Consider the following 4,871-nt stretch of genomic DNA (forward strand, 5'->3'; position numbering starts at 1 on the left):
GCTTCGAGTGGCGCTACACCCCGAAACACGGCTCATGGCTGAATATCGCGGAATGTGAACTGAGCGCGCTCGCTCGCCAATGCCTCGACCGGCGCATCCCGGACCGCTCCGTTCTGGAAGCCGAAATCCAGGCCTGGAGCGAACCCCGAAACGCCGCCCGTCACCGCGTGAACTGGCGCTTCTCGACCGATGACGCACGCATCAAACTGAAGCACCTCTACCCGCAGATAAGATGAATCAGAGGACTAGGGCGTGGGAAGACCGCGCGAACGCGGAATAGCTGCCCTTGAGAGTGTGTCGCTTACGCAGTATCTCTGTCTCACACGGCGGGTCCGCCTAACCCGTGAAAGTCCCCCGCCGACAAGGCCCGCATTCCGATGCGGGCCTTGGATTTTAGCCCTCCCTCTGGTCTGACACGCCCGGCATCGGACGAATGAACGGGGCCAGCAGGCCCGCCATATCCCGCAACACCTCGGCGTGACGTTGGGTCGTCATGCCACGATGCGCAGGCGCGCGCGCAGGCGGCCTGCTGGCTGCCAGACGCCGCCCCCGCTCACGTATGACGATAGCCCTGATATCGCCCTCATTTGGCATCCTGCGGGGGGCCTCCAGCACCCACAGCCGACAGGCTGCGCGAACCTCGGTCAACGGGTAATCCATCAGGACGTCGATCCAGTCCCTGACCAGCCGGTCATGAGCCGCAGACCCGCGTTCGCGATCCCAGCCAAAGCGGTCCATCTTCTTGGCCATGATTTCCAACTCAAGCGCGACCATAGCCTGATGCAAGATCAAATCCTGTGATCCGAGCGATCTGCTCAAGGGCAGGGTCAGACCTGTTGCGGGATCCGTTGGGTATTCCGCCGTCTGGGCAAGAGCGGTCATGACGCCCTCCGTTGGTGATCGTTTTGAAATAGGGACTGCACAGCCAGTTGCGCCACGCGGCGTCCCAGTCGGCATAGGCCGCGCCCTGCGCCAGCGCCCGGTCCTTGAACCGCTGGAACTGCGCCCGCGCCTCATCGTCGCAAAGACCGGCCCGCCGCGCCGCGTCCAGCATCTGGTCCGAAATCACGGCACCCTCGGGCATCCGCAGCGCCGGTTTGCGGGCCTTGCGCTTTGCGGGCGTGCTGGTGGCCTGTTGCGGATCGGACAGCGGCAGACGGCCATCCGCAACAGGTGTGCCGCTGCTGTGCCGCTGCTGTGCCGGTCGCTGTGCCGCTGCTGTGCCGGTTTGGTTCAGGAATGATTGATAATCGTCATATTTACAGATGGTTATGACGGTCAAACCTGTGTCGGTTACGCGCTCTATCATGTGCCGGTTTTCGATCATTTCCAGAAAACGGCGGGCTTTTGTATGAGACCACAGGAACACCTGGGCAAACGAACGTGTGGACCCGGCAAGCTGGCCGCGATCCAGCGCAACCTCATGCGCCCCGAGCCTTGCGGTCCGGGGCTGCGACGCGGCGGCGGCGATCATCCATATCCACGCCTCGCGCTGACTCATTTCCGAGTCCCTGAAGGTCGGATCGTCCCACAGGGACCGGGGAACACTGACCGTGTGGGTCATAACCTGATCCACCTCATGCCCCCCCGATCAGCGCCCGCGCCTCGGCCCAGATGCCGGGGGCCAGACCAGCCGCCCAAGCCTGACCAGAATCGGTCAGGGCCATGACCTTCATCGTCCAGTCGCGGCAGTCTCGGGCGGGCTCGACGGCAAGCCGGGCGGACTGGTCCATCATCAGATCGTACAGCGCGCCCATCTGGCCATCAGACAGGGCGTTGTCGTTGATGGCTGTGCGCAGACGGGCGATGTCGCGAAACAGCGCTGCAACGGGCGTCTGCGGGGCGCTGGCGACCAGCGCGGGCGCGGCAAGGACGACGGGGATGGCCGCAAGGGCGTGGCGGCGGTTCATGCCTCACCCCCGATCAGGTTCCTGGCGCGGGCGAAGGCGACGGGGTTGCGGAAGGCCTGCTGGCCATAGGCATCCACGACCATTTTCAGCAGCGTAACCTCGCGCTGCCGGACAACCATGGCCGTCTGGGCATCGACCGACTGGCCCTTGCCGTCGATATATTCGAAGCCGTTCCGTTCCAGCACGTTCCTGAGGATGCCGGATTTCAGCCCGGTCTGCGTGGCCAGCACCTTCTTCTGGTGCAACAGGCCCCTGTCGCGCAGGACATGGCCGGGATGGTTCCTCTTGATTCCGTGCTTGTTGCAGAAATCCGTGATCAGGCAGACGTTTTCCTCGGACAGATAGGCCTCGTATTCGTCCACCTTCGATTGCATGCCCGCGATCCGGGCGTCCTTGGCGTGGCTCTCGATCTGCAAAGCCCTGTTCGCATCTACCTGATCAGCCCATGCCCGCGCCGCCTCTGCCGGGTTCGTGAAGTCGGGCAGGGCGAAGCCGCCGCTGGCGCGATCCTTCAGCGCCTTCCATTCGTCCACCAGACGGGCGGTGAACTCGGGCGACAGTTGCGCCACGACGATATAGCTGCTGCGCTCGTCAAGGCGGTAGACCTGCACCGTGTGCTTTCGCCCATGCGAGGTCTCGATTCGATCTTCCCCCATTGGGGGAACATCAATTACACCTCGTTCTGCAAGGCGTTCGATGGATTGCTTCACCTTGTCGTGGCGGCTTTCGACCAGTTCCGCGATCTCGCGGCTGCTCATCGTCAGCGGGCCGGCCGCGAGGCCATTCGATTGGGTATGAGGGATCAGTCCGTTCATGACGGTCTCCTTAAGTTCAAACTGAACTCCGGGGCCGCTGTCAACCGGGTGCCCAGAGCGACAACAGGTTGACAGACCGGCCTTAAGGTACCGGCAGCACTTGCGTGCTCCCATTGCGCTCTGGACATAGGAAAAGCCCGCGACAATGGCGCAGGCTTTGAGCGCCTTAAGACAAGCGAGCTGTCAATCCCGGCCACGCCTTTTTCGCGTGACTGGCCCGCGTGATGCGGACTTGGGGCGACTCTGCCGCCCGAGGCGCGATTTGTCAATCTCTCCGCAAAAATTACGCTATTGCGCAACTTTCTGTTTGCAATTAAATACGCCAAAGCGTAATCAACAGATACGCCAAGCAGGATCGCCCGATGCAAGTCATCATCACCAGTGCCGCCCGCAAAGGACTTCGCAAGATGCCCGCAAATGACCGGACGGCGATGATGGCCAAGCTTACAGCCTTTGCCGAGAACGGCGAAGGCGACGTGAAGAAACTGGTTGGTTCCGATTATTTCCGACTGCGTCATGGCGAGTGGCGCGCGATCTTCGCCATTGAGGGCGACGTGATCGTGCTCAAGGTCGCCCATCGACGCGAAATCTACCGATGAAAGGGGATTGACATGAACCAGGCCACCAATCTCAAGGGCGAAAAGCTGATCGTCCTGACCGCCGCCGAATATGCCGAACTGGTCGAGGACGCGGGCGACGCCGCGCTGGCCGATGACGCGTTGGAGCAATCTCGGGGCAAGGCAACCATGCCGGGCGACCTGGCTCTGGCCTCGCTGGACGGCACGCTGCACCCGCTGGCCGCGTGGCGCAAGGCGGCGGGCCTGACGCAGGCCGAACTGGCCGACAAGGCCGGGCTGCGCAAGGCGACCGTCAGCGATATCGAGAACGGCAAGCTCGACCCGCGCCTGTCCAGCCTCAAGGCGCTGGCGGCGGCGCTGAATGTCGATATCGACGATATCGTGAACTGACGCGCTGTTGCGCATATAGGTCAGCAGCAGCGTCGCCTGCGGCTCGTTCAGCACGGCATATTCGGCGCTGCCGCCGCCATGCCGGCCCTCCAATCTTGGCCGGATTTCAAATCCAACCAAGCCAAACTCCTCAAGATCGGCGAGGTTGTCGCGGATCAGCCTGATGACGGTGGCGTGCGGATTGCCCACGCCCTCGGCGATGGCCAGAGACGTGGTGATCGGATTCCCGGATTCATTGATGGATACGATGGCGCTCATTGTGCGGCCCTCCAGAGACAGGTGTTAACCCGACCACTGGGAGTCCAATCCCGGGCGGCCGGACGTGCGCAATTGGACTTACCGCTCTCTGGAACGGCGCACCTTGCGGTGCTCACGCACGCCCGACCATAGGGAAAGCCGCGACGAAAGGCGCGGCTTGGTGAGCGCCAGAGAACAAGCAGGAGTCCAATCCCGGCCACGCCTTTTTCGCGTGACTGGCCCGCAGGACGCGGGCTTGCGATCACTCTGCCGTTCGTGGCGCGGTTTGTCAATTGGCGCGAGTTTTTGCATATACAGCTATTGCCGCTGCCGGATTTTTCGTATACACGAAAATCATGGAAAGCAGGATCATCACCTGGGACGAACCCAAACGGCAGGCGAACATCGCCAAGCACCACATGGACTTTGCCGATCTGACGGCCGAGTTTTTCGCCGCTGCGCTGGAACTTGATGCCCATAGCGGACGGCTTGCCGCCATCGGCCCGCTGCACAACACCTCATCACGGTGATCTATCTCGAACTTGGCCGCGAAGCGCTGTCCGTGATTTCGATGCGCCCGGCCAGCAATAAGGAAAGATTGCTCTATGACCAAAGAAATCTTTGACCCCGACCGTGCCGCCGAAAAGGGATACACAAGGGCGGACTGGGACGCGGTGGACAGCCCTGAACTGACCGACGAACAGCTTGCGACCGCCCGCCCGTTCCGCAAGGCGCATCCCGAACTGCTTTCCGGGATGCAGGAAGAGGAGGCCCGCCGCGGGCGTCCGCCACTGGAAAATCCGAAGGTGTCCATTTCGGCCCGGCTGGACGCCGATCTGGTCGCGGCGCTGCGCGCGACCGGTCCCGGCTGGCAAACCCGCGTCAACGCGATATTGCGCGAGGCATTGGGACTGTAGGCCGCTGGCGCTGAAAGGAGAAAC

Annotated in this window: 8 protein-coding genes and 2 pseudogenes; 5 read left to right on the forward strand and 5 right to left on the reverse strand. The window is 62.5% G+C overall.

Features of this window, described 5'->3' with window-relative positions:
• A pseudogene (locus ACK5L9_RS05110) lies at window positions 1–236 on the forward strand (IS630 family transposase); the annotation flags it as partial.
• Window positions 237–393: 157 nt separating this feature from the next.
• On the opposite strand, the gene ACK5L9_RS05115 reads toward ACK5L9_RS05110, so the two are convergent.
• Genes ACK5L9_RS05115 through ACK5L9_RS05130 form a run of 4 tightly spaced genes read right to left on the reverse strand, consistent with a single transcriptional unit; the run spans window position 394 to window position 2,725 of the window.
• Window positions 394–786, reverse strand: coding sequence for a hypothetical protein (locus ACK5L9_RS05115; protein ID WP_416910373.1), 393 nt, complete (start codon window positions 784–786; stop codon window positions 394–396).
• Complete coding sequence (locus ACK5L9_RS05120; protein ID WP_416910374.1) at window positions 761–1,564, reverse strand: hypothetical protein; 804 nt, start codon at window positions 1,562–1,564, stop codon at window positions 761–763. Before ACK5L9_RS05120 ends, ACK5L9_RS05115 begins: the two co-directional genes overlap by 26 nt.
• A gap of 13 nt (window positions 1,565–1,577) precedes the next feature.
• Window positions 1,578–1,910 (reverse strand): hypothetical protein, encoded by a 333-nt coding sequence (locus tag ACK5L9_RS05125; RefSeq protein ID WP_416910375.1) that lies wholly within the window; start codon window positions 1,908–1,910, stop codon window positions 1,578–1,580.
• Window positions 1,907–2,725 carry a Rha family transcriptional regulator gene (locus ACK5L9_RS05130; protein ID WP_416910376.1) on the reverse strand — a complete coding sequence of 273 codons (819 nt, stop codon included), beginning with the start codon at window positions 2,723–2,725 and terminating at the stop codon, window positions 1,907–1,909. The genes ACK5L9_RS05125 and ACK5L9_RS05130 overlap by 4 nt, the downstream gene beginning before the upstream one ends.
• 362 nt (window positions 2,726–3,087) lie before the next feature.
• Here ACK5L9_RS05130 and ACK5L9_RS05135 point away from each other — a divergent pair, with 362 nt between their 5' ends.
• Together ACK5L9_RS05135 and ACK5L9_RS05140 are read left to right on the forward strand one after the other, a co-directional pair.
• On the forward strand, window positions 3,088–3,324 hold the full coding sequence (locus tag ACK5L9_RS05135; protein WP_416910377.1) for a type II toxin-antitoxin system RelE family toxin: 237 nt from the start codon (window positions 3,088–3,090) through the stop codon (window positions 3,322–3,324).
• A 12-nt stretch (window positions 3,325–3,336) separates the two neighbouring features.
• Entirely contained in the window at window positions 3,337–3,693 is a 357-nt protein-coding gene (locus tag ACK5L9_RS05140; RefSeq protein ID WP_416910378.1) for a helix-turn-helix transcriptional regulator, read from the forward strand.
• A gap of 54 nt (window positions 3,694–3,747) precedes the next feature.
• Here ACK5L9_RS05140 and ACK5L9_RS05145 read toward each other — a convergent pair.
• Window positions 3,748–3,951, reverse strand: a pseudogene (locus tag ACK5L9_RS05145) (hypothetical protein); the annotation flags it as partial.
• Between the two features lie 335 nt (window positions 3,952–4,286).
• Between ACK5L9_RS05145 and ACK5L9_RS05150 the strand changes: the two are divergent.
• Together ACK5L9_RS05150 and ACK5L9_RS05155 are read left to right on the forward strand one after the other, a co-directional pair.
• Complete coding sequence (locus ACK5L9_RS05150) at window positions 4,287–4,460, forward strand: BrnT family toxin (RefSeq protein ID WP_416910379.1); 174 nt, start codon at window positions 4,287–4,289, stop codon at window positions 4,458–4,460.
• 75 nt (window positions 4,461–4,535) lie between these two features.
• Window positions 4,536–4,847: a BrnA antitoxin family protein gene (locus ACK5L9_RS05155; protein WP_416910380.1), complete on the forward strand. Its 312-nt coding sequence runs from the start codon at window positions 4,536–4,538 to the stop codon at window positions 4,845–4,847.
• Window positions 4,848–4,871: the final 24 nt, after the last annotated feature.

It is taken from the genome of Paracoccus sp. (in: a-proteobacteria) (genome assembly GCF_047973135.1).
Taxonomy (GTDB): Bacteria; Pseudomonadota; Alphaproteobacteria; order Rhodobacterales; family Rhodobacteraceae; genus Paracoccus.

Bases quoted from the DNA above. Each gene is read 5' to 3' on its own strand.
- ACK5L9_RS05120 (WP_416910374.1), bottom strand. From the start codon at position 1,564: ATGACCCACACGGTCAGTGTTCCCCGGTCCCTGTGGGACGATCCGACC.
- ACK5L9_RS05125 (WP_416910375.1), bottom strand. From the start codon at position 1,910: ATGAACCGCCGCCACGCCCTTGCGGCCATCCCCGTCGTCCTTGCCGCG.
- ACK5L9_RS05130 (WP_416910376.1), bottom strand. From the start codon at position 2,725: ATGAACGGACTGATCCCTCATACCCAATCGAATGGCCTCGCGGCCGGC.
- ACK5L9_RS05135 (WP_416910377.1), top strand. From the start codon at position 3,088: ATGCAAGTCATCATCACCAGTGCCGCCCGCAAAGGACTTCGCAAGATG.
- ACK5L9_RS05140 (WP_416910378.1), top strand. From the start codon at position 3,337: ATGAACCAGGCCACCAATCTCAAGGGCGAAAAGCTGATCGTCCTGACC.
- ACK5L9_RS05150 (WP_416910379.1), top strand. From the start codon at position 4,287: ATGGAAAGCAGGATCATCACCTGGGACGAACCCAAACGGCAGGCGAAC.
- ACK5L9_RS05155 (WP_416910380.1), top strand. From the start codon at position 4,536: ATGACCAAAGAAATCTTTGACCCCGACCGTGCCGCCGAAAAGGGATAC.